Source organism: Neorhizobium sp. 05N33, from assembly GCF_056397445.1.
In genome coordinates, this window is the sequence record NZ_JBFTNK010000002.1 from 755,435 (window position 1) to 779,014 (window position 23,580).

The 23,580-nt window shown below is 62.5% G+C and carries 24 protein-coding genes and 1 other RNA gene; 16 read left to right on the forward strand and 9 right to left on the reverse strand.

The genetic code is table 11. The features are described 5' to 3' along the window. Nucleotides 1-301 precede the first annotated feature (301 nt). The 3 genes from recF to AC1DLT_RS08175 are packed head-to-tail and all read left to right on the forward strand — an operon-like array spanning nt 302 to nt 2,752. The gene (recF, locus tag AC1DLT_RS08165; RefSeq protein WP_477486414.1) at nt 302-1,426 is read left to right on the forward strand and encodes a DNA replication/repair protein RecF; all 1,125 of its coding nucleotides are present in this window, start codon (nt 302-304) and stop codon (nt 1,424-1,426) included. Nucleotides 1,427-1,469: 43 nt separating this feature from the next. Beyond that, nucleotides 1,470-2,255: a molybdopterin-synthase adenylyltransferase MoeB gene (locus AC1DLT_RS08170; RefSeq protein WP_247037488.1), complete on the forward strand. Its 786-nt coding sequence runs from the start codon at nt 1,470-1,472 to the stop codon at nt 2,253-2,255. A 26-nt stretch (nt 2,256-2,281) separates the two neighbouring features. After that, nucleotides 2,282-2,752, forward strand: a complete 471-nt coding sequence (locus AC1DLT_RS08175; protein ID WP_477486496.1) for a GNAT family N-acetyltransferase — start codon at nt 2,282-2,284, stop codon at nt 2,750-2,752. Here the strand turns inward: AC1DLT_RS08175 and AC1DLT_RS08180 are convergent, their stop codons facing one another. Continuing rightward, nucleotides 2,753-3,757, reverse strand: a complete 1,005-nt coding sequence (locus AC1DLT_RS08180; RefSeq protein ID WP_477486415.1) for a 2-hydroxyacid dehydrogenase — start codon at nt 3,755-3,757, stop codon at nt 2,753-2,755. Between the two features lie 253 nt (nt 3,758-4,010). Here AC1DLT_RS08180 and AC1DLT_RS08185 point away from each other — a divergent pair, with 253 nt between their 5' ends. Further along, complete coding sequence (locus tag AC1DLT_RS08185; protein ID WP_247037486.1) at nt 4,011-4,553, forward strand: SH3 domain-containing protein; 543 nt, start codon at nt 4,011-4,013, stop codon at nt 4,551-4,553. A gap of 18 nt (nt 4,554-4,571) precedes the next feature. On the opposite strand, the gene AC1DLT_RS08190 is transcribed toward AC1DLT_RS08185, so the two are convergent. Beyond that, on the reverse strand, nt 4,572-5,564 hold the full coding sequence (locus tag AC1DLT_RS08190) for an adenosine kinase (RefSeq protein ID WP_477486416.1): 993 nt from the start codon (nt 5,562-5,564) through the stop codon (nt 4,572-4,574). Between the two features lie 361 nt (nt 5,565-5,925). Here AC1DLT_RS08190 and AC1DLT_RS08195 point away from each other — a divergent pair, with 361 nt between their 5' ends. Further along, a complete protein-coding gene (locus tag AC1DLT_RS08195) occupies nt 5,926-6,870 on the forward strand; it encodes an AEC family transporter (protein WP_247037477.1) in 945 nt (314 codons plus the stop codon). An 85-nt stretch (nt 6,871-6,955) separates the two neighbouring features. On the opposite strand, the gene AC1DLT_RS08200 is transcribed toward AC1DLT_RS08195, so the two are convergent. Then, on the reverse strand, nt 6,956-7,534 hold the full coding sequence (locus tag AC1DLT_RS08200; protein WP_038547936.1) for a c-type cytochrome: 579 nt from the start codon (nt 7,532-7,534) through the stop codon (nt 6,956-6,958). Between the two features lie 153 nt (nt 7,535-7,687). Here AC1DLT_RS08200 and AC1DLT_RS08205 point away from each other — a divergent pair, with 153 nt between their 5' ends. Then, complete coding sequence (locus AC1DLT_RS08205; RefSeq protein WP_477486417.1) at nt 7,688-8,446, forward strand: 3-deoxy-manno-octulosonate cytidylyltransferase; 759 nt, start codon at nt 7,688-7,690, stop codon at nt 8,444-8,446. Between the two features lie 11 nt (nt 8,447-8,457). Further along, nucleotides 8,458-9,321, forward strand: coding sequence for a prephenate dehydratase (locus AC1DLT_RS08210; protein WP_247138265.1), 864 nt, complete (start codon nt 8,458-8,460; stop codon nt 9,319-9,321). A gap of 757 nt (nt 9,322-10,078) precedes the next feature. Here the strand turns inward: AC1DLT_RS08210 and AC1DLT_RS08215 are convergent. The 4 genes from AC1DLT_RS08215 to AC1DLT_RS08230 form a co-directional block, all read right to left on the reverse strand. After that, nucleotides 10,079-10,450 carry a VOC family protein gene (locus AC1DLT_RS08215; protein ID WP_477486418.1) on the reverse strand — a complete coding sequence of 124 codons (372 nt, stop codon included), beginning with the start codon at nt 10,448-10,450 and terminating at the stop codon, nt 10,079-10,081. 101 nt (nt 10,451-10,551) lie between these two features. Beyond that, the gene (locus tag AC1DLT_RS08220) at nt 10,552-11,247 is read right to left on the reverse strand and encodes a helix-turn-helix transcriptional regulator (protein WP_477486419.1); all 696 of its coding nucleotides are present in this window, start codon (nt 11,245-11,247) and stop codon (nt 10,552-10,554) included. 169 nt (nt 11,248-11,416) lie between these two features. After that, on the reverse strand, nt 11,417-12,394 hold the full coding sequence (gene nudC / locus AC1DLT_RS08225; protein ID WP_477486420.1) for an NAD(+) diphosphatase: 978 nt from the start codon (nt 12,392-12,394) through the stop codon (nt 11,417-11,419). Continuing rightward, complete coding sequence (locus tag AC1DLT_RS08230; RefSeq protein WP_477486421.1) at nt 12,391-12,798, reverse strand: HIT domain-containing protein; 408 nt, start codon at nt 12,796-12,798, stop codon at nt 12,391-12,393. Before AC1DLT_RS08230 ends, nudC begins: the two co-directional genes overlap by 4 nt. An 86-nt stretch (nt 12,799-12,884) precedes the next feature. On the opposite strand from AC1DLT_RS08230, the gene ffs reads away from it, so the two are divergent. From ffs to AC1DLT_RS08250, 4 genes are all read left to right on the forward strand, one after another. Continuing rightward, nucleotides 12,885-12,981: signal recognition particle sRNA small type (gene ffs, locus AC1DLT_RS08235), an RNA gene on the forward strand. Between the two features lie 86 nt (nt 12,982-13,067). Further along, nucleotides 13,068-14,954 (forward strand): DNA polymerase III subunit gamma/tau, encoded by a 1,887-nt coding sequence (locus AC1DLT_RS08240; protein WP_477486422.1) that lies wholly within the window; start codon nt 13,068-13,070, stop codon nt 14,952-14,954. A gap of 17 nt (nt 14,955-14,971) precedes the next feature. Further along, nucleotides 14,972-15,295, forward strand: a complete 324-nt coding sequence (locus AC1DLT_RS08245; protein ID WP_038547916.1) for a YbaB/EbfC family nucleoid-associated protein — start codon at nt 14,972-14,974, stop codon at nt 15,293-15,295. A gap of 29 nt (nt 15,296-15,324) precedes the next feature. Next, on the forward strand, nt 15,325-15,936 hold the full coding sequence (locus AC1DLT_RS08250) for a LysE family translocator (protein WP_477486423.1): 612 nt from the start codon (nt 15,325-15,327) through the stop codon (nt 15,934-15,936). Here the strand turns inward: AC1DLT_RS08250 and AC1DLT_RS08255 are convergent. Then, a complete protein-coding gene (locus AC1DLT_RS08255) occupies nt 15,933-16,544 on the reverse strand; it encodes an MOSC domain-containing protein (RefSeq protein ID WP_477486424.1) in 612 nt (203 codons plus the stop codon). The two genes, AC1DLT_RS08250 and AC1DLT_RS08255, sit on opposite strands and share 4 nt — an antisense overlap. Nucleotides 16,545-16,596: 52 nt before the next feature. Here AC1DLT_RS08255 and recR point away from each other — a divergent pair, with 52 nt between their 5' ends. Together recR and AC1DLT_RS08265 are read left to right on the forward strand one after the other, a co-directional pair. Continuing rightward, the gene (recR, locus tag AC1DLT_RS08260) at nt 16,597-17,202 is read left to right on the forward strand and encodes a recombination mediator RecR (RefSeq protein WP_038592100.1); all 606 of its coding nucleotides are present in this window, start codon (nt 16,597-16,599) and stop codon (nt 17,200-17,202) included. Between the two features lie 213 nt (nt 17,203-17,415). Next, nucleotides 17,416-18,684 (forward strand): lytic murein transglycosylase, encoded by a 1,269-nt coding sequence (locus AC1DLT_RS08265; RefSeq protein ID WP_477486425.1) that lies wholly within the window; start codon nt 17,416-17,418, stop codon nt 18,682-18,684. Here AC1DLT_RS08265 and AC1DLT_RS08270 read toward each other — a convergent pair whose 3' ends face one another. Then, nucleotides 18,685-20,316, reverse strand: coding sequence for an MFS transporter (locus tag AC1DLT_RS08270; protein WP_477486426.1), 1,632 nt, complete (start codon nt 20,314-20,316; stop codon nt 18,685-18,687). Between the two features lie 242 nt (nt 20,317-20,558). Here AC1DLT_RS08270 and rimP point away from each other — a divergent pair, with 242 nt between their 5' ends. The 3 genes from rimP to AC1DLT_RS08285 all read left to right on the forward strand — a co-directional run bounded on the left by rimP (nt 20,559) and on the right by AC1DLT_RS08285 (nt 23,534). Beyond that, on the forward strand, nt 20,559-21,149 hold the full coding sequence (gene rimP / locus AC1DLT_RS08275) for a ribosome maturation factor RimP (protein WP_038547899.1): 591 nt from the start codon (nt 20,559-20,561) through the stop codon (nt 21,147-21,149). A gap of 67 nt (nt 21,150-21,216) precedes the next feature. Then, entirely contained in the window at nt 21,217-22,833 is a 1,617-nt protein-coding gene (nusA, locus tag AC1DLT_RS08280; RefSeq protein WP_038592092.1) for a transcription termination factor NusA, read from the forward strand. Continuing rightward, complete coding sequence (locus tag AC1DLT_RS08285; RefSeq protein ID WP_247138606.1) at nt 22,830-23,534, forward strand: RNA-binding protein; 705 nt, start codon at nt 22,830-22,832, stop codon at nt 23,532-23,534. The genes nusA and AC1DLT_RS08285 overlap by 4 nt, the downstream gene beginning before the upstream one ends. Nucleotides 23,535-23,580: the final 46 nt, after the last annotated feature.

The following is a 23,580-nucleotide window of genomic DNA, read 5'->3' on the forward strand; positions in this document are numbered from 1 at the left end:
CGGGCTGTTAGCCATACCCCCTAGTTTTTGGGTAATCATAAATTGGTGTTGCATTGGAGAGGTTTCGGTGTCGACGGCAAGGCGCGAAATTCTCGTCGGGACAACCTTTTAGCAGGAATGGCACGGATCGGAATTCGTCTTTTCAATCAATGCGATCCCTCGACTATAAGCAACCGGATGGGTTGCAGGGCTGAGCGACGGCGTCCGGCGCAAGGCCAGTTGCAAAGCCTCACCGAAGCAAGCGCTTGCCATCCGGGCCTTGAGCCCTTAGCTCCTGTTTCACGAAACCTTAAGATTCCCGATGGCGCAGAAAACTTCCCTCTCCCGGCTGAAGCTCACCGATTTCCGCAATTATGCGGAAGCGGCGCTGTCGCTCGACGGGCGGCATGTGGTGCTGACCGGCGAGAACGGCGCGGGCAAGACCAATCTCCTGGAAGCCGTCTCCTTCCTGTCGCCCGGCCGCGGACTGCGCCGCGCCGTGCTGTCCGACGTGACACGCGTCGGCGCCGCCGCCGGGTTCACCATCTTTGCCGATGTCGACGGCATGGACGGCGAGGTCTCGATCGGCACGGGCATCGAGCCGGGCGAAGGCGAAAGCGTCACCCGCAAGCTCAGGATCAACGGCACCCCCGCCAAATCGACCGAGGAGCTTACCGACCACCTGAGCGTCCTGTGGCTGACGCCGGCTATGGACGGCCTCTTCACCGGCGCCTCCTCAGACCGCCGCCGTTTCCTCGATCGCCTCGTCCTGTCGCTCGATCCCGCCCATGGCCGGCGGGCGAGCGATTTCGAGCGCGCCATGAGGAGCCGCAATAGGCTGCTGTCGGAAGGCCGCTTCGACCCTTCCTGGCTGTCGGCCATCGAGGCGCAGATGGCCGGCCTCGGCATCGCCATGGCCGCCGCCAGGCAGGAGATGCTCGGGCTTTTGAGGGCCCTATCCGGCAATTCCGGCGAGACGCCGTTCCCCACCCCCGTTCTGACACTCGAAGGCTTCATGGACGGTGCGATGGACCGCCCGGCAGCCGATCTTGAAGAAAACTATCTCGACATGCTGCGCAGCGGCCGCAGTCGCGATGCCGCGGCCGGCCGCACGCTCGACGGGCCGCACCGTACCGACCTGCTGGTGCGCCACCGCGAAAAGGACATGGAGGCCGCACGCTGTTCGACCGGCGAACAGAAGGCGCTGCTGATCGGCCTCGTGCTTGCCCACGCGCGGCTGACGGCCGACATGACCGGTTACGCACCGATCCTTCTGCTCGACGAGATCGCCGCCCATCTCGACGAAGGCCGGAGGGCGGCTCTTTTCGATCTCGTCCATGGTCTCGGCGGCCAGTCCTTCATGACCGGCACCGATCGGGCAATGTTTTCCGCGCTGGCCGACCGGGCACAGTTCTTTACCGTCGCCCATGGCGGCATCAGCGTTTGAAATCCACCTTACGCGACTTGGCAGCCGGTGATATGATTGCGTGATGGAGAGCCTGACCCCGGAAAAATTGAGCCAAGACGAGATCGAGCGGTACCGCCGTCATATCCTGCTGCCGGAAATCGGCGGCACGGGGCAGCAGAGGATGAAGAATGCCCGCGTGCTGGTGATCGGCGCCGGCGGGCTCGGCGCGCCGATCCTCGAATATCTGGCGGCGGCCGGCATCGGTACGCTGGGGATCATCGATGACGACCTGGTTTCCCTTTCCAATCTGCAGCGGCAGGTCATCCACGATACCGGCACGATCGGCGAGCTGAAGACGAGGAGTGCCCGCGAGGCGATCGCCCGTCTCAATCCGCATGTCCGGGTCGTCGATTTCGAGGAGCGTTTTTCCGCCGAATGGGCGGCACGCAAGCTCGCCCTTTTCGACCTGCTGATCGACGGATCCGACAATTTCGATACCCGCTACGCGGCGGCCGATGCCGCGGAACTCACGCGGATACCGCTGGTGACAGGCGCGGTCGGCCGGTTCGACGGGTCGGTGACGGTGATGAAACCCTATGAGACGGGGCCGGACGGCGTTCTCAACCCCGGCTATCGCGATCTGTTTCCGGAAAAGCCGCCAGCGGGGCTGATCCCCTCCTGCGCCGAGACCGGCGTCGTGGGTGCACTGACGGGCGTCATCGGCACGCTGATGGCGATGGAGGCGATCAAGCTCGTCACCGGCATCGGCGAACCGCTGGTAGGGCGGCTGATGCTCTACGATTCGCTGTCTGCCCGTTTCGACACGATCAAATACAAGCGCCGCACGGCCAAGGCAGCCGCCGAGTGATCGAGCCGCCAGCGATTGAGCCAGTAATCGAGATTGCCCGCATAGACGAGGATTTCGGGCGCTGGGACGAACTTCTGGCGCTTATCCTGTCTTCCTTCGCTTACATGGACGACATCGTCGATCCGCCCTCCTCGGCACATCGGCTGACGCTGGCGTCGCTCGCCCAGAAGGCTCGCGACGAGATCGCGTTTGCGGCAATCGAGGGCGGCAGGCTGACCGGCTGCGTCTTCTGCAAACCGGAGCCGGGCTTCCTCTATATCGGCAAGCTCGCCATCGCCCCGGCGAGCCAGAGCAAGGGCATAGGCCGCCGGCTGTTGACCGTCGCGGAAGGGATTGCTCGGGAAAAAGGCTTGCCCGCCCTGCGGCTCGAAACCCGCATCGAGCTCACCGACAATCATGCGACCTTCGCAAGATGGGGTTTCGCCAGGACGGCGGAAAACTCCCATCCTGGCTTCACCCGCACCACCTCGATCGAGATGCAGAAGCGTCTCGACTGATCAGTTGCGGCCCGGGAGCACCCGGTTCGGCGGGCGGTGGCCGTCGAAGAAGGTGCGGATGTTGATGATCACCTTGTCGCCCATGTCGATCCGGCCCTCGATTGTCGCCGAGCCCATATGCGGCAGCAGCACGACCCGGCCCTGATGAGCGAGCTTGACCAGTTTCGGGTTCACCGCCGGCTCGTTCTGGTAGACGTCCAGCCCGGCGCCGGCGATCTTGTTGTCGCGCAAAAGCTGGATCATCGCCGCCTCGTCGATGACGTCACCGCGGGCAGTGTTGACGATGATCGAACTCGGCTGCATCAGCGCGAGCCGTCGTGCCGACAGAAGATGGAAGGTCGCCGGCGTCGAGGGGCAATTGACCGAGACGATATCGACGCGGGCGAGCATCTGGTCGAGGCTGTCCCAATAGGTCGCCTCGAGCTCCTCTTCCGTCGCCGGGCTGACGCGCTTGCGGTTGTGGTAGTGGATCGACAGGCCGAAAGCCTTGGCACGGCGGGCGACGGCAGTGCCGATGCGGCCCATGCCGACGATGCCGATACGTTTGCCCCAGATCCGTCGGCCGAGCATCCAGGTCGGGCTCCAGCCGGTCCACTCGCCCGGCTTGTCGGTCAGGATGCGCGAGCCCTCCGCGAGCCGCCGGTTGACGGCAAGGATCAGCGCCACGGTCATGTCGGCCGTGTCCTCGGTCAGCACGTTCGGCGTATTGGTGACGGTGATGCCTTTTCTGGCGGCCGCATCGACATCGATATGGTCGAAGCCGTTGGAGAAGCTGGCGATCAGCTTCAGCTGCGGGCCGGCCTCTTCGATCAGCGCCTCGTCGATACGGTCGGTCACCGTCGGCACCAGCACGTCGGCCGATTTCATCGCCGCCGCCAGCTCGTCGCGGGTACGGGGCGCGTCGTCGATATTGAGCTCGGCCTCGAACAGCTCGCGCATGCGGGTTTCCACCGCATCCGGCAGCTTACGGGTGATATAGACCTTGGGTTTCTTCTTCGCCGTCATGAAACTCTCTGCCTGACGCCCTGAAGCGCGAAACCTGAACGTATCCGGGTTTCGTGCTTCAAGCTTTTGTTCGACGCTTGTCGTTATCCCGAAACCGGTACCCGCTTTCGGGCGGCCTGCTTTAGGAGGTCCTTAACCAAGTCGCGCGATATTCAGTTCATCCAGGGCGTTTTCTACCAGACCCGTCAGCGAAGACAAACAAAACCTCGCGAGGTTCCCGAAAGCCCGAGATCGCTCAGCCGGAACCAAACACATGCGTCGCGCCATTCTCTCTTCCTTCATCGCTCTTTCCTTCGGGCTTGTCGCCTCCCTTTCTGCAACCGCCCCGAGTTTTGCGCAGGGCGCGGCAAAAGGCCCGAGCGGCCTGCCGCTGCCGCGTTTCGTCAGCCTCAAGTCGAGGAAGGTCAATATCCGCATCGGCCCGAGCACAGACTACGCGGTGTCCTGGATGTATATGAAGTCCGGCACGCCGATGGAAATCATCCAGGAGTACGAAAACTGGCGGCGGGTTCGCGATGCCGAGGGCACCGAGGGCTGGGTGAACCAGGCCCTGCTTTCAGGCGAGCGGACTGCGGTGGCCGCTCCGTGGATGCGTGGCAAGGGCAAGGATATCTACGTCAACATGCGCCGCGACCCGCAAGGCACCGCCGCCATCCTCGCCAAGCTGGAGCCGGGCGTCGTGCTGCAGATCAAGGAATGCAACGGCGACTGGTGCCGGGTCGAGACCAACGGCTCCGAGGGCTGGGTCGCCCAGGCCGAAGTCTGGGGCGCTTATCCCGGCGAGGCGTTCAAATAAGATTTTTCCTGCGAGGCCTCAGATGAGGCCTTCGCGCGCCGCAGCTTCGGTGAGCGACGCCATCGGGCGCGGGCCGATCTGCTGGATGCAGATGGCAGCCGCCAGGCAGCCGAGCTTGCCGCAATCCTCCAGCGAACGATCCTGGGTGTAACCGAACAGGAAACCGGCCGCGAACAGATCGCCGGCGCCGGTCGTATCGACCAGTTCCCTGATCGGATAGGCCGCGACCTTCACGCGTTCGTCGCCGCGAACGATGATCGCGCCTTCCTCGCTGAGCGTCACCGCCGCCAGCTTGCAATCTTCAGAAATCTTCTTCAGCGCCAGCTCGAAATCCTCTGTCTCGTAGAGCGACAGCGCTTCCTGTTTGTTGGCAAACACGATGTCGACGGTGCCGGAGCGCATTAGGTCGAGGAACTCGGCGCGGTAGCGGCCGACGCAGAAGGGGTCGGACAGCGTCATCGACACTTCCCGGCCATGCTCATGGGCGATGCGGGCCGATTCGCGGATCGCTTCCTTGGCGCGCGGCGGATCCCAGAGGTAACCTTCGAAATAGGTGACCTTGGCTTCGGCGACGACGTCCTCTTCCACATGTTCCGGGCCGAGATCGACGCAGGCACCGAGATAGGTGTTCATCGAACGCTCGCCATCCGGCGTCACGAAGATCATCGAGCGGGCGGTCGGCGGATTGGTGCCTTCCGGCCTGGTCCGATAATGAACGCCCTGGGCGCGGATGTCGTGCTGGAAGATGTTGCCGAGCTGGTCTTCCGCAACCTTGCCGAAATAGGCCGCCTTGCCGCCGAAACCGGCAATGCCGGCCGCCGTGTTGCCCGCCGACCCGCCGGACGCTTCCACAGCCGGGCCCATCTTCGAATAAAGGAGCTCGGCGCGTTCGGCATCGATCAGGTTCATCGCACCCTTGGTGATCGCATTCTCGCTCAGGAAATCGTCGTCGCAGCGGGCGAGAATATCCACGATGGCATTGCCGATGGTGAGCACGTCGAACTTGGGCATCCGGTCTTGATCCTCTTGGGAAACAGTTTGTCGCGAAAATCGGTATTCGGGTTTTCCACTGATTGGAAGGGAAAATAACCGCGATGCCGGCTATCCAGGGCATTTTGGGCCGTCACTCTGGTGTCACGATCACAGATTATAGAATTGGCGATCCGGTTGTGTTGCCGACCACGGATGAACTGGCGGCCGACCATCGGATGTCCTGGACGAGACCAGGAGGGAAAGCGGGGATTGCCCCGCTTTTTTGTTCGGCGCCGATCGCCACGCCTCGCTTTCAAGCGGCTTTTCTACATCAACGCATTTGTGGCAAGCCGCGACATGGGTTAGACGCATAAAACCGTCCCCACAGAAAGCCTGCCTCTTGTCCTCCGTGTTCCTGAATGTCGTGCCCCTCTTCATCCTGATCCTGATCGGCTGGATGGCGGCGAAAACCGGGATATTGAAGGAGGAGACCGGCGACGCGCTCGGCGAATTCGTCTTCAAGATCGCCGTGCCGATGCTGATCTTCCGGACGCTGGCGGATGCGCATTTCGAGGGCGCCTCGCCGTTCCGACTGTGGACCGTCTATTTTCTCGGTGTCGCCATGACCTGGGCGATCGGTCATGTCCTCACCACCCGCGTTTTCGGCCGGGATGCGAAGATCGGCGTGATCGCCGGCATGTCCGGCTCGTTTGCCAACAACGTCTTCATCGGCCTGCCGCTGGTCGCGCATGTGGTCGGCAAGGACGGACTGGTGGCGATCTCGATCCTGCTTGCGATCCACCTGCCGCTGATGATGGTGGCCGGCACGATCCTGATGGAGGGTGCGGCCGCCAAGGTCGACGGCGGCGAAAAGCGCGGCATTGCTGCGGTGCTCAAGCAGGTGGGCTCCAACCTTGCCCGCAATCCCCTGGTGATTGCGCTTATCATCGGCGTCGCCTTCAACTTCCTCGGCCTGCATTTCCCATCGGCGATCGCCATTGTCGTCGATCAGATTTCCGCCGCGGCAAGTCCGGTCGCTCTGATATCGATCGGCATGGCTCTGACGCGATATCCGATCCGGGGCGATATCGGCCTTTCGGGCACCGCGGCCGTACTCAAGCTGATGCTGCTCCCGACACTCGTCTTCCTGATGAGCCATCTGTTTGCCCTGCCGAAAGACTGGGCGACAGCGCTGGTGCTGACCGCGTCGGTTCCGACCGGCATCAATGCCTGGCTGATCGCCCAGCGATTCCGTTCGGGACATAGCCTTGCAGCATCGGTGATCAGCATGACCACCGCATTCGGGGTCTTCACTGTCGGCTTCTGGGCCTGGCTTCTCGGCTGAATTGCCGCGCCGGATCGACTGCTGGAAATGAAAATGCCCGACTGACGCCGGGCATTTTCATTTGGGAACTCTAAAAAGCCGCCGATCAGTTGGTGGCGGGCGCCGGTGCGGCGTTCGGGTCCGGGAGCGGAACCGGCGAATCAGCCAGCGTGCGCAGATAAGCGATCAGGTTGGCGCGCTCGGAATCGTTCTTGATACCGGCAAAGCCCATCGCCGTGCCCTTCACGAAGGCCTTCGGAGCGGTGAGGAAGTGGTTGAGATTGTCGAAGGTCCAGTGCTCGGCACCGCCCTTGGAGAATTCCTTCATGCCGGCCGAATAGGCGAAACCTTCATGTTCGCCGACCGGACGATCGACAACGCCCCAAAGATCCGGGCCGACCTTGTTCGGTCCGCCCTTCTCGCCGGAATGACAGCTCTGACACTTCTTGAACGTGGCTTCGCCAGCCTTGGCGTCGGCCTTCACCAGAAGCTGCGCGATCGGAACGGCGGCGGCAGCGGGTGCCGCGGCTTCACCGGCTGCGGGCTCTTCGGCGGCGATGATGGCAAAACCTGCCTTCTCGGGTACCTCCGAATGGAAAATCCCTTCCGAGGCAATGGACACCGACATCATGACGAAAACAGTAGCAAGCAGGGCGCCTGCCGCCATGTTGACATTGGGGTTCATCCGCAAATGCTCCTTCGCAACCGCCTCATGAGAAAGCGGACCATCTTGAAATCGCGCGGAACCTATGTCTTTTGCATGGTTGTTGCAACACGATTATCGTCCCGCGCGTGAGACTTTTTGACACTGTTCACGCGGGAATAGAAGGGTCTTTCCATGAAGAATTCGGCTTTTGACCGGACGCTGGTGTTGATCCCGGCACGAATGGCCTCAACACGCCTGCCGGGAAAACCTCTGGCTGATATTGCCGGCCTGCCGATGATCGTGCAGGTAGCAAAACGGGCCGAGGAAGCGCAGGTCGGGCGAATCATCGTCGCCGTCGACCACCAGGACGTCTACGATGCGGTGGCCGCCGCAGGCTTCGACGTGGTGATGACCCGGCAGGACCATCAATCCGGTTCGGACCGCATTTTCGAGGCGGTGCAGAAGGCCGATCCGGATGCGAAAATGGATTTCGTGATCAACGTCCAGGGCGACCTGCCGACGATCGAGCCGGAAGCGGTGCGCGCTTCGCTGAGGCCGCTCGACAATCCCTCGACCGACATCGCCACCCTCACCGTCGTGATCACTGACGAACACGAGAAGACCAATCCGAACGTGGTGAAGATCGTCGGTTCGCCGCTGTCGCCGACGCGGCTGAAGGCGCTCTATTTTACCCGCGCCACCGCGCCTTACGGGAACGGCCCGCTCTATCATCATATCGGGCTCTACGCCTATCGCCGCGCGGCGCTCGAAAAATTCGTGTCGCTCGGCCCTTCCGTGCTCGAAAGGCGCGAATCGCTGGAACAGCTTAGAGCCCTCGAAGCCGGCATGCGCATTGATGCCGAGATCGTTGACTCGGTTCCATTAGGCGTCGATACTCCCGCCGACCTTGAAAAGGCCCGTGCGATCCTGTTCGCCCGTGCCTCCTCGTAACGGATAATCCCATGAATGCACTTACGAATCGCATCGCCTTCCAGGGCGATTTCGGCGCCAATTCCGACATGGCCTGCCGCGACATGTTCCCGACCATGGAACCGCTTCCCTGCCCGACGTTCGAGGACGCCTTCCAGGCGCTCGAAAACGGCGATGCGGACCTGGCGATGATCCCGATCGAGAACACGATCGCCGGCCGCGTCGCCGATATTCATCACCTGCTGCCGGAATCGCGGCTGCATATCATCGGCGAATATTTCATGCCGATCCGCTTCCAGCTGATGGTGCTGCCCGGCGTGACCCGCGAGGAAATCCGCACCGTCCACAGCCATATCCATGCGCTCGGCCAGTGCCGCAAGATCATCCGCTCGAACGGTTGGAAGGCCGTCGTTGCCGGCGACACGGCGGGTTCGGCCAAGATGGTGGCCGAAAAGGGCGACCGCACGATGGCGGCGCTCGCACCGCGGCTTGCGGCCGATCTTTACGGGCTTGAGATCCTGGCGGAGAATGTCGAGGACCGGGACGACAACGTCACCCGTTTCGTGGTGCTCTCCCGCGACGAAAAATGGGTGCAGCGGAACGATCCAGACGAGGTGCTGGTCACCACTTTCGTATTCAACGTCCGCAACATCCCGGCTGCGCTCTACAAGGCAATGGGCGGCTTTGCCACCAACGGCATCAACATGACCAAGCTCGAAAGCTACCAGCTCGGTGGCAAGTTCGTGGCAACCCAGTTCTATGCGGATATCGAAGGCCACCCGGACGACGCCCCGGTGCGCCGGGCGCTGGAAGAGCTGCGGTTCTTTTCGGAAAAGGTGCGGGTTCTCGGCACCTATAAGGGCCACCCGATGCGGGGCGCGCTGCAGAAGGGGTGAGGGGCGACGGCGTTTAGCCGGCAAAACGCTCCGGTGGAGCGTTTTGAGCCTCGAACGCGCTGAGCAAAAGCGAAGTGCCGGGCGTGCACCATGCCGGAGGAGATGCAATCGGCCTGGAAGCTGACAGCTGGGCATAATAACCCCTTGGTGTTTGCGGTTTTCAGTTCGGCCGGGACACGTCGTGTGCCTCGAATTGAAATTTTAATAATGACACGCGACGTGTCCCGTTCGGTCTGTTTTTCCGCGCAACTCCGGTCCCTCTGCGGCGGCATGGTCTTACGTCCTTGCGGAATGCCATACCGGGTTGTGTGCGACACACGCACGCCCCGCCTCAGGGCGAGAGGGAGACCATTTTCTGCGCAGCCCCTGGCAATCCGCCTGCATGACGGCAGACCACCAGGGCACCGGTCCCGTCTCGCCGGTCATGCGGGCCGGTGTAGCCGAAACGGGACGGGTGGATTGTAGGCACGGGGTCGAGGGGTGGGGATGAGCGAGGGTGTATTTTTATGCTTTTGTTTCCCAAGTGACTGATTTGCCTAAGCAAGCCCCCTCTGCCCTGCCGGGCATCTCCCCCTCGGGTGGGGAGATTGGCTGGGGGCTTGCTCACCGCTTCCTATCCCACGTCTCATTCTGCGTTATCTGGCTGCATGATGCCTATCTGGAAGCAACGGTCGTGCCGCTTGTGATCTCCCCCCTTGAGGGGGAGATGCCCGGCAGGGCAGAGGGGGGTGCGACACCCGCCGACTGCCTTTCGCGCTTACTCGGCGCTCATCGCATAGACCCGCAGCCTATGCCCGTCCGGATCGGTCACGACGAACGTGTAGCCGAAATCCATCTCGACCGGCGTCTGCAGCACGCGCAGGCCACGGCCCGACCAGTCGGCATAGATCTTGTCGACGCTGGCGGCATCGTTATGCCTGAAGCAGATTTCCGATCCGCCGCTGCCGGCCGTTACCGAAGGCTCGGCGGTGTGTCGTGACCACAGGCCGAGCTTCATGCCGGTATTCAGCACAAAGAGCGCAAAGGTCGGTGACTTTTCCACGGGTTCGGCGCCGAAGAGGGCCTGGTAGAAATCCGCACTGGTCAGCGGATTGTCAACGAAGAGGATGGTGAAATCGGGGTGGACCATGTCAGTTCTCCTTGTGACGCAATTCCCTCTGCCGGGAATTGCTCCTGGTTGGGACTGACCGGAGATTATCGCAGCCTACTGTCAGATAATGGCAGCAGCGTTCATGGCTGGGGCGGAATTCCTTCAGCTTCTCGCCACTCCTTGAGCAAGACCGGCCGGCGGCGCGGATAACGCGTTTCCGTCCAAGCCGCAGAGGAAATGCGGTCGGTGCGGAAATGCCGGAAATCCTGCCTGAGTTCACACCAGGCAACCATCACCCTGACGCTGTCGAAGAAGCCGAGGGCGAATGGCCAGACTTTTCGATGGGTCAGAGCCCCCTTTTCATCTTCATATGCGAGTTCAAGGATATGCTCGGCGCGGATCGCCCTTCGGATCAGGCCGAGATCGGTCCTGTCCTCACCTCGCCGCGGCGAAGCGACAAGCAGCGTCGAATTGTCGAGGTCCTGTTTCAGATCCGGCGGCAGCACGGCGGCGATCTTGGCGAGCGCATCGACGGCGCCGGCAGCCAGCCGCGGATCGGCGGTTTTCGCCACCCAGCGGGAGCCGAGCACCAGCGCCTCGATCTCTTCTTGCGAAAACATCATCGGCGGCAGCATGAAACCGGGCCTCAGCACGTAGCCGAGACCGGCCTCGCCTTCGATGAAGGCGCCTTGGGCCTGGAGGCTGGCGATATCGCGGTAGAGCGTGCGCAGGCTGACGCCGGTCTCGGCGGCAAGTTTGGCGCCGCTGACCGGCTGGCGGTAGCGCCGGAGCGTCTGGAGAAGAGCCAGCAAGCGCTCCGAGCGGGCAACGGTCATTTTGCTGAAACCCTCCGGCCCGATGATGAAGTCGATCTCGATTCGATGGGATCGCCCGGCCCTTCGCTTGCGCTCCGGGCGTTCGTCCTTCGGAATGATTCACTGGATCATTCCGTCGGCTACGCCGACCAGTCCTCACTCACTGCAATCGATTCACAGGATCGATTGCTCAGGCTTCGCCTGACCGTTCGTCACCCCACTCAATCCAGTCGCGAAGCAAGCGATGGGCGATCGCACCCTTGACCGGAGCGAAAAGCGGGGCATCCGGGCCGGCATCGAGCATGGCGGCGGCCTCGGCCCGCTCGAACCAGCGGACATCGGCCATTTCCTGCGGATCGATCTTGATCTCAGTGGATTTCGCCTCGGCGTAACAGCCGATCATCAGCGAATGCGGCATCGGCCAGGGCTGCGAGGCGTGATAGCGGACCCGGCCGGTCTCGATGCCGGATTCCTCGAAGGTCTCGCGGCGCACCGCATCCTCGATCGTCTCGCCAGGTTCCACGAAACCGGCGAGGCAGGAATACATGCCCTCCTGGAAATGGTGGCTGCGGCCGAGCAGGCAGCGGTCGCGCTCCGTGTCGATCGTGAGCATGATGACAACTGGGTCGGTGCGCGGAAACATCATGTGCTGGCACTGGGTGCAGACCCGCTTGTAACCGCCGATCCTAGTTTCGGTCGGCGATCCGCATTTGCCGCAGAACTTGTTGGCCGCGTTCCAATTGAGCAGCGCGACCGCCTGTGCGACCTCGCCCTGCAATTCGCCCTCGATAAGCTGGTCGCGAAAGAGCGCCCGCGCCTCGGTTGGCTTGTAGTGGCTTGCCAGTTCTTCCGCCGGGATTAGCATCGGCACGGCGATGCGCGGTTCACCCGTCTCGCGATAACCGAGCAAAACGGCGTTGTCGAAATCCGGCTTCAATTCGGCAAGCTCATAGGGCGAAAACAGTGGGTCGAGGATCTGGCTGTCGTGTTTCAGGATCAGCCGGCTGCCGGTGAAGGCGAGGATATGGGCGCCTTCGACGGCGAGCGCCTTCTCGACGCAATCGTCCTCACGGTATTCGGCGCGGCGATCCAGCTTGTTGCCGGAAAAAGCCGTCAGCTTGCTCGGTTCGGGATGGGGTGCGTCGGTGTCGAAAAGGTTCGCTGTCATGAAAGGGCTTCAACCAGTTTGTTGAGAAAATCTTGCTTTTGTTGCTCTTCGTAGGTCACCGCCTGACCGAAACCCCAGATCGGGCCGGGCCAGTTCGGATCTTCCTCGAAGCGGGCGATGACATGGACATGCAGCTGGCGGACGATATTGCCGAGTGCGCCGACATTGATCTTGGTGGCACCGGTCGCCGTCTTGAGGGCTGCTGCCACCCTGTTCACCTCGACCGAGAGCAGCGCTTGTTCCGCGGGTGAGAGATCGAAGATCTCGGTCAAGCCGGAGCGCTGCGGCACCATGACCAGCCAAGGCCAACGGCTGTCGTTCTGGATGCGCAGCTGACAGAGGGTAAGCATCGTCACAAGATCGGAATCGCGGGTTATCCTCCCGTCCAGTTCGAATTCGCTCAAACTTTCCTCCCTTGTTTTTCTGTTCGATAGCAGTTTTTTACAGGGTTGGCTTGCATTTGGAAGCGTTATTGACGATATGGACGGTGGGAGGTTGGTGGTGGACGAGCCACTCGCCAACCGGGTCAGGTCCGGAAGGAAGCAGCCCTAACGAGCCAGGCACGGGTCGCCGTGCCAGCCTCCCACCCTTTTACTTGTACTACCATCTTGGTCAGCTTCCGGCCCGGTCAAGACCGTGCTCAGGATTGGCCCGCGCAGGCTGGCAGGACTGAATGAGCGATACCGGGCCAACATCTTCAAGCACTTCCGCCGCCAATCCCGCCACAGGCAGCGGATACCGGGTGCTCGCCCGCAAATACCGACCTAAGGATTTCTCGGACCTGATGGTCGGCCAGGAGCCGATGGTCCGCACGCTGACCAACGCGTTCGAGACCGGCCGCATCGCCCAGGCCTATATGCTGACCGGCGTTCGCGGGGTCGGCAAGACGACGACCGCCCGCATTCTCGCCCGCGCGCTGAACTACAAGACGCCCGATATCGACAAGCCGACCATCGACCTCAGGATCCCCGGCGAACACTGCCAGGCAATCATGGAAGGCCGGCATGTCGACGTGATCGAGATGGACGCCGCCTCCCATACGGGCATCGACGATATAAGAGAGATCATCGAGCAGGTACGCTACCGCCCGGTCTCGGCGCGCTACAAAGTCTATATCATCGACGAAGTGCACATGCTCTCGACACAGGCTTTCAACGGCCTGTTGAAGACGCTCGAAGAGCCGCCGGAGCATGTGAAATTCATCTTCGCGACGACCGAAATCCGCAAGGTTCCGATCACCGTGCTGTCGCGCTGCCAGCGGTTCGACCTGCGCCGCATCAGCGCCGCGGACCTGGTTCACCTGTTCACCTCGATCCTGGAAAAGGAAGGCATTCCGGCCGAACCGGAAGCGCTTGCCATGGTCGCACGTGCAGCAGAAGGGTCGGCGCGCGACGGGCTGTCGCTGCTCGACCAGGCGATCGCCCATGGCGGCGGCCAGGTGATCGCCGAGACCGTGCGCGGCATGCTGGGGCTCGCCGACCGCGCCCGCATCGTCGACCTGTTCGAGCATATCGTGCGCGGCGACGTGACGGCGGCGCTTTCGGAATTCACGGCGCAATACGAGGCCGGCGCCAATCCGGTCGTCGTTTTGACCGACCTTGCCGATTTCACCCATCTGACCACCCGTTTCAAATATATCCCGGACGCCGCCAACGATCCTTCGATCAGCGAAGTGGAGCGCGTGCGCGGCCGCGAATTTGCGGACGGCGTGGCGGTGAGCACGCTGTCGCGCATCTGGCAGATGCTCCTGAAGGGCATTCCGGAAGCGGAAAACTCCTCGCGCCCGGCGGGTGCCGCCGAAATGGTGCTGATCCGGCTGACGCATGCGGCCCATCTGCCCTCGCCGGAAGATGCAGCCCGCCGTCTTGCCGATTTCTCCAATGGCGACGGCCAGCGGGCGCCGGCTCCGAACGGCAATGGCGGTGGACGGCCCGTTTCGCCGCCGCAATCGCCTGTCAATGCCCGCGGCACCGAGATGGCGAGCCCGCGCGTTCCTTCCGGCGGCCCGACCGCGATGCTGCAGGCCGTGCCGAATACGACGCCGCGCGAAATGCCCGTCGGCCGCGCGGAAGAACAGCCAGCCGAAAAGCCCGTTCCCAAGGTACCCGTCAATTCGATCCAGGATATCGCCGATCTCTGCTCCAAGAACCGCGACCCGCGGCTGAAGGCGCTGCTGCGCAATTTTGTGCGGCTGGTGAAGATCGAGCCGGGCCGGCTGGAGATCAACCTTTCCGGCGATGCACCGAAAACAATTGCCGGCGACCTGAAGGCGCGGCTGGAGGAATGGACCGGGATTACCTGGTGGGTGACGCTCAGCAACGAGGCCGGAGAGCCGACGCTGGTCGAATCCGAAAAGAGCGTGCGGGAGGCGCAGTTCACCGACGCCCGCGCCGATCCTGACGTGGCGGCGATCCTCGCCCAGTTCCCCGGCGCCAGGATCACCGACGTGCGCATCCGCGTGGCGGAAGAGGATGAGAACGAGGCCGAGGACATGCCGGCAGCGGCGACCGCGGAATCCGAAGAGGGCGACATCCTGCCCGGCGACGACATCGAGCTATAAGAGAAGAGGACAGACAGATGCGCGACATCATGGGCATGATGGGCAAGGTCAAGGAAATGCAGGCCAAGATGGAGCAGATGCAGGCGGAAATCGCCGCTCTTGACGTCGAAGGCACATCGGGCGGCGGGCTGGTGACCGTGCGTCTCAACGGCAAGGGCGACATGCTCGGCCTCAAGATCGATCCGTCGCTGTTCAAGGAAGACGATGTCGAGATCCTCGAGGACCTGATCGTCGCCGCCCACAAGGCCGCCAAGGAGCGCGCCGAGGCGATCGCCGCCGAAAAGACCAAGGAACTGACCGCCGGCCTGCCGATCCCGCCGGGCTTCAAGATGCCGTTCTGATCCTGGTCTGATGGAATAGGGAGGCTCTGATGACGCTTGCATCGCTTCTGGTTTTCGCGGCAGCACTTTTCGTCGCCGCAGGTTCGCCCGGTCCCAGCATCGCTGCGCTTGTAGCGCGCGTCCTGTCCAAGGGTTATCGCGACGTACTGCCGTTTCTCGCGGCAATGTGGGTCGGCGAAGCCGTGTGGCTTTCGTTTGCGGTCGCGGGTCTTGCCGCCATCGCCGAAAGCTTTCATGTCGTGTTCGTGGCAATCAAGTGGATCGGTGTCGCCTATCTCCTCTATCTCGCATGGAAGATGTGGTTCACCGAACCCGCCGGCTCCGGCGAAGACCTTCCGGAAAATCGCTCCGTGCCGAAGATGTTTTTCGCCGGCCTCACCGTGACGCTCGGCAACCCGAAGATCATGATGTTCTATGTGGCGCTGCTGCCTTCGATCATCGATCTCGGCGGCGTGACGCTGACCGGGTGGCTGGAACTGGTCGTCGCGATGTTCCTGGTGCTCGTGGTCGTCGATCTTGCATGGGTGCTGCTTGCCGCCAAGGCGCGTCAGTTCCTGAAGAGCCCTCGGGCCGTGAGGATCGCCAACCGGGTTTCGGCCGGCGCGATGGCCAGTGCGGCAGCGGCGATCGCGACGCGCTAGGTCTCGAACGTCGGCCTCCAGCGGTGGCCGATGGGTGCGGCCAGGAAGCGGGCTCTTTCGGTGTCGGACATGGCTCTGCCGACGGCCGCCAGCATTTCCGCGATCATGACGCGCTCACCGGCATAAAGTTCGTGGCGGACAGGATCGCCGGCGGAAACCATGCCCGGCTTGATGACGCGGCAATAGATGCCGGGGCGGCCGGCTTTGGTATAGGTCTTCAGGAATTTCGGATCGCCCATCTTTACCGCGAGCGTGTTGCAGGGAGAGCGGGCGCAGCTGGCTTCCAGGACGACTTCGCCTATGTGAAAACGGTCGCCGGCGGCGACATCGCGGTTGTCGAGGCCTTCGACGATCAGGTTCTCGCCAAACGTGCCGGGCGAAAAATCGCGGCCGAGTTCGGCCGCCCACCAGTCCAACGTCAGCGAGCCTTCGAGCAGGATCGCCTGATCCTCGCCGCCGTGGTGTTTCGTGTTGCAGACCGCATCGCCGACGAGGCCGAGGCTATCGATCATGACGGCGCCGTTGACGGCGTGTTTGTAGATGCCGGTCTTGAAGCTCTTGCCCGGTAGCCTTTCCGGATGTCCGAGGCAGACGGCGAGAAGTTTCATAAGCGGCCCTTCCGCGATTCCGTTTTTAAGGCATATGGGCTAAAGGGAGAAAATGGCAAAGCGAGTCACCGGCCCCGAAATCGAAAAACTCATCCAGCTTCTGGCAAAGGTCCCCGGTCTCGGACCGCGCTCGGCGCGCCGGGCGGCGCTGCATCTGATCAAGAAGAAGGAACAGCTGCTCGGGCCGCTTTCGAGCGCCATGGGCGAGGCCTATGACAAGGTGAAGATCTGTTCGCGCTGCGGCAATGTCGACACCGTCGACCCCTGCACCGTTTGCACCGATCTCCACCGCGACCAGACGATGCTGATCGTCGTCGAAGACGTTTCCGACCTCTGGGCGCTGGAGCGGACGGGCGCGATGAACACCGCCTATCACGTGCTCGGCGGCACGCTTTCGCCGCTCGACGGCATCGGCCCCGACGACCTCAACATCCGCGGACTGATCGACCGGGTGAACGAGGGCGTCATCCGCGAGATCATCATCGCCGTCAACGCGACCGTCGAGGGGCAGACCACGGCCCACTATATTACCGACCAGCTCTCCGGCATCGATGTGAAGATCACGCGGCTGGCGCATGGCGTGCCGGTCGGCGGAGAGCTTGATTATCTCGACGAGGGCACGCTGACGGCCGCGCTTCGGGCGCGGACGGTGATTTAGAGGAAGGCCTTGAGTATGTGGAGACGTGCCGCATCTGCCTCGCTGGTTGGAGCCTTGATGAGGATAACGTTGAGCAAGCCCGCCCCCCTCTGGCCTGCCGGCCATCTCCCCCACGGGTGGGGAGATCGGCCCGAGGCACCGGCATCACTTCTATCGCTGCGCTCGAGGTGGTCGAGGCGTCGCAACAGGTCAATCTCCCCCCTTGTGGGGGAGATGTCCGGCAGGACAGAGGGGGGTGCCTCCAGACGAGCGGTAGCATTGGCTTTCGCCATATTCACAACCCTCCTCCCCCTCCCCGCGCTCGCCCAAAACCGTCCCGACGTCGAAAAGCAGTTCCAACGGTGGATCACCGGCGATCTGGCTCCGGTGGCCAAGAAGGCCGGTATCTCCGAGAAGACGATGAAGGCCGCCTTCCAGGGCGTGACGCTCAACTGGGACCTGCCGGACCTTGTGCCGCCGGGTTCGGAGCCGCCAAAGCAGCAGGACCAGAGCCAGGCGGAATTTTCCTCGCCCGGCGCCTATTTTTCCGAAAAGCGGCTGCAGGGGCTCGCCGAGACCGGCCGCGGGCTTGCCTCCACCTATTCGGCGACGCTGAAGAAGATCGAGGCGGTCTATGGCGTGCCGGGCGAGATCGTCGTCGCTATCTGGGGCCGTGAATCCGGGTTCGGCAAGGCGCGGATGCCCTATTCCGCCGTGCAGGTTCTGGCCACCAAGGCCTTCATGTCGACCCGCAAGGACATGTTCCGCGAAGAGCTGATCGCAGCGCTGAAGATGATCGAACGAGGCGATGTCGATGCGGCGACGATGAAGGGGTCCTGGGCCGGCGCGCTCGGCCAGCCGCAGTTCATGCCGTCGAGCTACCTGAAATATGCCGTCGACTTCGACGGCGACGGTCGCCCGGACATCTGGAATTCGGTGCCGGATGCGCTTGCCTCGATCGCCCACTACCTGCAGAAGGAAGGCTGGCAGCGCGGCCGCGACTGGGGGTTCGAAGTGACGATCCCCGCAAAAGTTTCCTGCGCGCAGGAAGGGCCGGATCTTGCCAGGCCGATCTCGGCCTGGGCGGCAACCGGCATCACCCGCATTTCCGGCAAGGGCTTTCCCGCGGCAGACCTCAAGGCGGACGGCATGATGCTGGTGCCGGCGGGGCGCAGTGGACCGGAATTCGTCGTCACGCCGAATTTCTACGTGATCAAGGAATACAACAATTCCGACCTCTACGCACTGTTCATCGGCAATCTCGCCGACCGGATCGCCTCGGGCGCAGGACCATTCCAGGCACCCTGGGGCGATGTCGGCAAGATGCTGCGCTCCGACGTTCTCGCGATGCAGAAGGCGCTGGTCGCCAAGGGTTATGACGTGGGCAATGTCGACGGCCTGCCGGGCTACAAGACCCGCCGTGCGCTCGGCGACTGGCAGGCAAAGAACGGCCTTGCTCCAACGTGTTTTCCCGATCCGTCGCTCAAGGGAAAGATCAGATAGTCAGTGGTGCAGGTCGGGGGGCGATTTATGGAATATGTCGTCGCTCGGCGGGATCGCCTGTCGCTCGATCATCCGGTGGACGCGCGGGCCTTCTTCGCCGCGATGAAGACTGCGGATCGCATCCCAGGCCTCGGCATCCGCCTGGGTGCGGCGCTGGTTGTGGCGTACGTAATCGGCCCAGGTCGCGGTATGGTATGTCTCCGTCCAGATTTCCGGATGTTCCAGATCGCGCATCAGCGCCCATTGCCGCGCACCGTCGCGAATGCGAATACGGCGTCGCTGCGACATCAGTGCCAGGAATTCCGGCACATCCTCGTCGGCGATGGTGTAATCCACCAGGGAAACGATCGGGCCGCTGCGCGGCTGCAGGTCGAGGCTCAGCAGCGGCACGTTGAACCGGTTGAGCGGATCGAGATTGGCATCGCTGAACTGTGGCAGCGGCAGGCGCATGCCGATCACGGCGCCAAGCAGCATGACAAGGCTCGACAGTGTCAGCGCGATCGACACTCCGAACGTATCGGACAGGATGCCCCACACCCAGCTGCCGCCGGCAATGCCGCCGAACGTCGCCGTCTGGTAGAAAGAAAGCGCGCGGGCGACCACCCAACGCGGCGTCGAAAGCTGCACCGTCGTGTTGAACAACGACAGAGCCAGCACCCAGCAGGCACCCGGCACGAGGAGGACGATCGCCGTCAGCGCCGTGCTTGAACTCAGGCCTATGATCGCGGCGCTCGCGGCGAAACCCAGGAAGGACAGGCGGACGATCGATTCGCTGGTCAGCTTTTCACGCAGCCGCGAATTTGCCATGGCACCGGCGATGGCACCGACCCCGAAGGCGCCGAGCATGATGCCGTAGGTCAACGGGCCGCCGGAGACCAGGTCGCGGGCGACGATCGGCAGAAGCGCCAGGACGGCGCTCGCCGAAAGACCGAAGACAAGGCCACGGAACAGCACGTTGAGAATGTTGGGCGACATGACGACGTAACCGAGGCCCGCCGAAAGCGCCCGCAGCAGCGTCTCGCGCGGCAGCGCACTGTCGCGACTTTCCGGTTTCCAGCGGATCAAGGCATAGATGAGAGCGAAATAGCTCATCGAATTGACCGCGAACGCCGCGGCGGCGCCGGCAGCCGCTACGATCGCGCCGCCGATCGCGGGTCCGACGCTGCGGGTGATGTTGAAGCCCACGCTGTTGATCGTCACCGCCGCCGGCAGGACCTCGCGAGGTACCATATCACCGACAGAAGCCTGCCAGGCCGGGTTGTTGAGCGCCACGCCGCAGCCGAGCAGAAAGGTGAATGTCAAAAGCAGCCAGGGCGTCAGCAGGTCGAGATAGGCAAAGACCGTCAGGGTGAGCGAGACGGTGAGCATGAAGAACTGCGCCGTCAGCATCAGGCTGCGGCGGTTGACGTTGTCGGCAAGCGCGCCGGCAATCAGCGAAAAGAGCATGATCGGCAGCGCGGTCGAGGCCTGGACCAGCGCAACCATGTCCTCGGAATCGGTGATCGAGGTCATCATCCACGCCGCGCCGACGGCCTGGATGAGGCTGCCAAAATTGGAAGCGAGGCTGGCAATCCAGATGGTTCTGAACGTTGGGTGCCTGAAGGGAGCCAGGGTCGATATCCGATCGGGCACTTTTATCCTCGTTCTTTCGTGCGTCGTACCAAACGGTTATAGACCCGGCGGAACCAAATTCCAGTCGCCATGGCCGGAGAATATGCGACTCTTGCAATCGCAAGGCCGAAAGCGTATATGCACCCCATATTCTTGATCGTCCGATGAAGAGTGGGCCCCACCGGACCCGCTCTTTTTTGTTAGGCGATCACTGTAACCCAGACATTGGGCCCAGCTATGGGGCAATGATTGCCGGAGAGCTTATGCCGCAAACCGAATACGAGCCGCGGCTCATCATCGAGACCGGGCTTGACCTCAGGGTCGCCGAAATCATCGAGCCCGTGCTGACCGCCATGGACTATCGTCTGGTGCGCGTACGGATGCTGAACCAGAACGGCGCGACGCTGCAGATCATGGCCGAGCGCAATGACGGGACCATGGATGTGGAAGGTTGCGAGGCCGTATCCGTTGCGATTTCGCCGGTCCTGGATGTAGAAGATCCGATCGATCGGGAGTATCATCTGGAAGTGTCCTCGCCGGGCATCGACCGCCCGATGGTCCGCAAGTCGGATTTTGCCCGCTGGCTGAACCATCTGGTCAAATGCGAAACGTCGATCATGATCGACAATCGCAAGCGGTTCCGCGGCAGGATCACCGAAAGCGATGCGGACGGTTTCACGATCGAGCGGGATCAGGTCGCCTATGGCGAGGAACCACGGGTAACGATCCCGTTTTCGGCACTGGCCGAGGCAAAGCTCATTCTGACCGACGATCTGATCCGCGACGCGCTTCGGGCCGACAAGCTCGCCAAGGCGCAGGCCGCGAACCAGAACGAAGAAGCAGAAGACGAATAAACCGAACAGAGACTTGTGCCTTTCCCCAGGAAAGGCCTCATCGTTTGACCTACGGAGACCAACGACAATGGCAGTGAGTGCGAACCGGCTTGAACTTCTGCAGATCGCGGATGCAGTGGCGCGCGAAAAGGTCATCGACCGCGAGATCGTGCTGGCTGCGATGGCCGACGCCATCCAGAAGGCTGCCCGCTCCCGCTACGGCTCGGAAACCAATATCCGCGCCGACATCAATTCCAAGACCGGCGAAATCCGGCTCCAGCGTCTGCTGGAAGTCGTCGATCACGCCGAAGACTATGGCACGCAGATCCCGCTGGCTCTGGCGCTCGACCGCAATGTCGATGCCAAGATCGGCGACTTCATCGCCGACCCGCTGCCGCCGATGGATTTCGGCCGTATTGCCGCCCAGTCGGCCAAGCAGGTCATCGTTCAGAAGGTGCGTGAAGCCGAGCGCGACCGCCAGTTCGACGAGTTCAAGGATCGCGTCGGCGAAATCATCAACGGCACCGTCAAGCGCGTCGAATACGGCAACGTCATCGTCGATCTCGGCCGCGGCGAAGGCATCATCCGCCGCGACGAAATGATTCCGCGCGAGAACATGCGTTATGGCGATCGCGTCCGCGCATACGTCTATGATGTCCGCCGCGAACAGCGCGGTCCGCAGATATTCCTGTCGCGTACCCATCCGCAGTTCATGGTGAAGCTGTTCACCATGGAAGTGCCGGAAATCTACGACGGCATCATCCAGATCAAGTCGGTCGCCCGCGATCCGGGCTCGCGCGCCAAGATCGCCGTGATCTCGAACGATAGTTCGATCGATCCGGTCGGCGCCTGCGTCGGTATGCGCGGTTCGCGCGTTCAGGCGGTTGTCGGCGAGCTGCAGGGCGAGAAGATCGACATCATTCCGTGGTCTCAGGATCCGGCGTCGTTCATCGTCAACGCGCTGCAGCCGGCCGAAGTCGCCAAGGTGGTTCTCGACGAGGATGCCGAGCGCATCGAAGTCGTGGTTCCGGACGAGCAGCTGTCGCTTGCCATCGGCCGCCGCGGCCAGAACGTCCGCCTCGCCTCGCAGCTGACCGGCTGGGATATCGACATCATGACGGAAGCCGAAGAGTCGGAACGCCGCCAGAAGGAATTCAACGAGCGCACCAACCTCTTCATGGACGCCCTCGACGTCGACGAAATGGTCGGCCAGGTGCTGGCTTCGGAAGGCTTTGCCCAGGTCGAGGAACTGGCTTACGTCGATCTCGACGAAATCTCCTCGATCGACGGTTTCGACGAAGACACCGCGACCGAAATCCAGACCCGCGCCCGCGAATACCTGGAGCGGATCGAAGCCGAGATGGACGCCAAGCGCAAGGAGCTCGGCGTCGAAGACGAACTGCGGCAAATCAACGGCCTGAACGGCCAGATGCTCGTGGCGCTCGGCGAAGACGGCATCAAGACGATCGAGGACTTTGCCGGCTGCGCCGCCGACGACCTCGTTGGCTGGAGCGAACGCAAGGACGGCGTGACGAAGAAGTTCGAAGGCCTGTTCTCGAAGTTCGACATTTCCCGCGTCGAAGCTGAAAACATGATCGTCCAGGCCCGCCTGTCGGCAGGCTGGATCACCGAGGAAGATCTCGCAAAGGGTGCCCCCGAGCCGGAAGCCGAAGCGGAGGAGGCGGACGCCGTTGAGCAGGAATGATCCCGCTCGCGAGTGAGCCGGACCACAATGATGACGGACCTGTCGATGATGACCTGGGCGAGATCGTCGTGAACGACCGTACCTGCATCGTCACCCGCGAGGCGGGATCACCGGAAACGCTGATCCGCTTTGTGGCTGGCCCGAACGGTCAGGTCGTGCCCGATCTGAAGCGTCAGCTTCCGGGCCGTGGTTGCTGGATCAAGGCTGAACGGTCGCTCGTCGACCGGGCGGTTCAGAAAAAGCTCTTCGCCCGGGCCCTCAAGGCCGAGGCGAAGGCGGATGCGGATCTCGGCGCGCTGGTGGATCGCCTGCTCGCCGCCGATCTCGTCGGCATGATGAACATGGCCCGCAAGGCGAGCCAATTCGTCACCGGCGCAACGAAAGTCGATGCTGCCGTGCGCTCAGGTGCTGCGCTCGCGGTGTTCCATGCGGCCGATGCGGCCGCCGATGGAGTGAGGAAAATAGACCAGGCCCGCAAGGCCTGGAAGCTCGGTTCGAATACCGGGGAAGACATTCCGTCCTTTTCGCTCTTTACCAGCGCGGAATTGGACGAAGTGATGGGCCAGAATGCTTTTATCCATGCCTGCGCGCTTGCGGGGCAGGCGGGTGAGGGTGTAGTGAAGCGCGCAAACCTACTTGAACAGTACCGCATGGGCGGTCTGTCCCAGACAAAAGGTGTCGCTGACATGCCGAAACAATGACGCGGTCACCGGCTTTAGCCGGACGCACATCGATATATACGGATTA

What these genes read in the sequence shown, in the direction of transcription:
- AC1DLT_RS08255 (WP_477486424.1), bottom strand. Translation starts at nt 16,544, where the DNA reads ATGAAACTTCTCGCCGTCTGCCTCGGACATCCGGAAAGGCTACCGGGC.
- AC1DLT_RS08240 (WP_477486422.1), top strand. Translation starts at nt 13,068, where the DNA reads ATGAGCGATACCGGGCCAACATCTTCAAGCACTTCCGCCGCCAATCCC.
- AC1DLT_RS08250 (WP_477486423.1), top strand. Translation starts at nt 15,325, where the DNA reads ATGACGCTTGCATCGCTTCTGGTTTTCGCGGCAGCACTTTTCGTCGCC.
- AC1DLT_RS08200 (WP_038547936.1), bottom strand. Translation starts at nt 7,534, where the DNA reads ATGAACCCCAATGTCAACATGGCGGCAGGCGCCCTGCTTGCTACTGTT.
- nusA (WP_038592092.1), top strand. Translation starts at nt 21,217, where the DNA reads ATGGCAGTGAGTGCGAACCGGCTTGAACTTCTGCAGATCGCGGATGCA.
- AC1DLT_RS08190 (WP_477486416.1), bottom strand. Translation starts at nt 5,564, where the DNA reads ATGCCCAAGTTCGACGTGCTCACCATCGGCAATGCCATCGTGGATATT.
- AC1DLT_RS08185 (WP_247037486.1), top strand. Translation starts at nt 4,011, where the DNA reads ATGCGTCGCGCCATTCTCTCTTCCTTCATCGCTCTTTCCTTCGGGCTT.
- AC1DLT_RS08215 (WP_477486418.1), bottom strand. Translation starts at nt 10,450, where the DNA reads ATGGTCCACCCCGATTTCACCATCCTCTTCGTTGACAATCCGCTGACC.
- AC1DLT_RS08210 (WP_247138265.1), top strand. Translation starts at nt 8,458, where the DNA reads ATGAATGCACTTACGAATCGCATCGCCTTCCAGGGCGATTTCGGCGCC.
- AC1DLT_RS08170 (WP_247037488.1), top strand. Translation starts at nt 1,470, where the DNA reads ATGGAGAGCCTGACCCCGGAAAAATTGAGCCAAGACGAGATCGAGCGG.
- AC1DLT_RS08265 (WP_477486425.1), top strand. Translation starts at nt 17,416, where the DNA reads ATGTCCGGCAGGACAGAGGGGGGTGCCTCCAGACGAGCGGTAGCATTG.
- AC1DLT_RS08205 (WP_477486417.1), top strand. Translation starts at nt 7,688, where the DNA reads ATGAAGAATTCGGCTTTTGACCGGACGCTGGTGTTGATCCCGGCACGA.
- nudC (WP_477486420.1), bottom strand. Translation starts at nt 12,394, where the DNA reads ATGACAGCGAACCTTTTCGACACCGACGCACCCCATCCCGAACCGAGC.
- AC1DLT_RS08180 (WP_477486415.1), bottom strand. Translation starts at nt 3,757, where the DNA reads ATGACGGCGAAGAAGAAACCCAAGGTCTATATCACCCGTAAGCTGCCG.
- recF (WP_477486414.1), top strand. Translation starts at nt 302, where the DNA reads ATGGCGCAGAAAACTTCCCTCTCCCGGCTGAAGCTCACCGATTTCCGC.
- rimP (WP_038547899.1), top strand. Translation starts at nt 20,559, where the DNA reads ATGCCGCAAACCGAATACGAGCCGCGGCTCATCATCGAGACCGGGCTT.
- AC1DLT_RS08285 (WP_247138606.1), top strand. Translation starts at nt 22,830, where the DNA reads ATGATCCCGCTCGCGAGTGAGCCGGACCACAATGATGACGGACCTGTC.
- AC1DLT_RS08245 (WP_038547916.1), top strand. Translation starts at nt 14,972, where the DNA reads ATGCGCGACATCATGGGCATGATGGGCAAGGTCAAGGAAATGCAGGCC.
- recR (WP_038592100.1), top strand. Translation starts at nt 16,597, where the DNA reads ATGGCAAAGCGAGTCACCGGCCCCGAAATCGAAAAACTCATCCAGCTT.
- AC1DLT_RS08220 (WP_477486419.1), bottom strand. Translation starts at nt 11,247, where the DNA reads ATGACCGTTGCCCGCTCGGAGCGCTTGCTGGCTCTTCTCCAGACGCTC.